Genomic DNA, 1,412 nt, shown 5'->3' on the forward strand with positions numbered 1-1,412 from the left:
GCCTGCTGCTCTGCCTTCGGCAGCGCCTCGAGTGCCGCGCGGCCGTCGCCGATGATCTCTGCCAGCCTGTCCTTCATCGGGTGATCTCCTCTGCCGTCCGTGTTGTGTCTTGCGCAGGATCGGTCTGCGGTGCCTGCCCCTGCCGGTCCTGCTCCACCGCCTGCCCCTGCTTCTCGCGCTGCACGCGCGCCACCAGCGCCTCGACGCGGGCGAGCGTGCTGCGGTACCAGCGCTCCCACTCCAGATCCTGCGCGTCGTTGCGCACCTCCCGCGCCCGGCGGTCCGAGATCACCTCGAGCCGGCGGTGGTTCTGCTGCGCCCGCTGCGTCACCATGGCCCGCGCCTGCGGCGTCAGCGGCGGCGCCTTCTTCTTCTCGAACCAGAGGAAGGTCTCGACCAGCGTGCCGGCCTCCACCGCCCGCGGCCCCTCGACCGAGCGGAACCAGCGCACCAGCGCCGGCACCTCCTCGAGCGGCCGCGGCTGAACGATCTCCGCAAAGCCGCGGAAGGTCGCGGGCTCCGGCCAGAAGCAGCGCGCCGAGCCCTCGCCCTTGGAGGCGAGCATGCCGCGCAGGGCCGAGAGGCTGGCGTCGCTCATGTAGCCGAGCTCGTCCGCCAGGGCGTCGAGGCTGCGGCGCGCCTCGGTGGCATCCGTGCCGCGCCGGAAGCGGAAGCCGAGCGGCACCAGCAGCAGGCGCCGGACGCGGTCCCGGTTGCTTTCCTCGGGCTGCTGCGGGCCCTGCTCTGCGCCCTGCCCCAGTCCCCCGGGCTGCCGGGCTCCTGGCCTCTCTGCGCCCTTCCCCTGGTCCCCGTACTGCTGCCGGGTCTCTGGTGCTGCCATCATGGCCGTCACCTCCTTCTCTGCGCCTGCTAGAGTTATCCACAGGCTCACCCTCTGGGTTCTGTCCGCTGTCCTTGTCCTTCTCTTCTCTTTCTTCTCTCAGAGCGGACTGTCCGGACCTGGCCGGACTTGTCCGATCCGTCCGTGGACATGTCCGGACAGTCCGGGACAGATCAGGACAGATCGGGTCGAAAACGTTGTTTTGCTGGCCTCACCGCCCCCCTGGCCGGTCTGGCGCTATTCTGTCCGCCGGACAGAACCGGACAGTCCGGGACAGTCCGCGGACAGACCGCAACCGGGTGCGGCGGCGCCGGCGGCCTCAGCGTCTCGGGGCACCTCCGATCCAGCGCTCGCGCACCGCCACCTGGAACACCTTGTCGTAGGCATCCTGCCGCCGCTGCCCGCGCACATGCTTGGCCAGCCAGGCATCCATCCGCTCGACCAGCACGTCGTCGGCCACGACCGCGCGGTCATACCCCGCCGCCGTCATCCGCTCGCGCAGCCGCATGATCCGCTTGCGCACCGCGTCGTCGCCGCGCTTGAGCTCCGACACCTCGCGCCGCGCCAGCTG

General features: G+C 71.0%; 2 protein-coding genes. Both read right to left on the reverse strand.

Features of this window, described 5'->3' with window-relative positions:
* Positions 1-73: 73 nt before the first annotated feature.
* Positions 74-844 carry a hypothetical protein gene (locus DFP88_RS16760; protein WP_110815836.1) on the reverse strand — a complete coding sequence of 257 codons (771 nt, stop codon included), beginning with the start codon at positions 842-844 and terminating at the stop codon, positions 74-76.
* 316 nt (positions 845-1,160) lie between these two features.
* Positions 1,161-1,412, reverse strand: a 252-nt coding sequence (locus tag DFP88_RS16765) for a hypothetical protein (RefSeq protein WP_220032364.1), incomplete at its 5' end; no start/stop codon positions are given.

The sequence above is a fragment of the Pseudoroseicyclus aestuarii genome (assembly GCF_003217255.1).
In the GTDB taxonomy this organism is placed as follows: Bacteria; Pseudomonadota; Alphaproteobacteria; order Rhodobacterales; family Rhodobacteraceae; genus Pseudoroseicyclus; species Pseudoroseicyclus aestuarii.

Bases quoted from the DNA above. Each gene is read 5' to 3' on its own strand.
- DFP88_RS16760 (WP_110815836.1), bottom strand. From the start codon at position 844: ATGATGGCAGCACCAGAGACCCGGCAGCAGTACGGGGACCAGGGGAAG.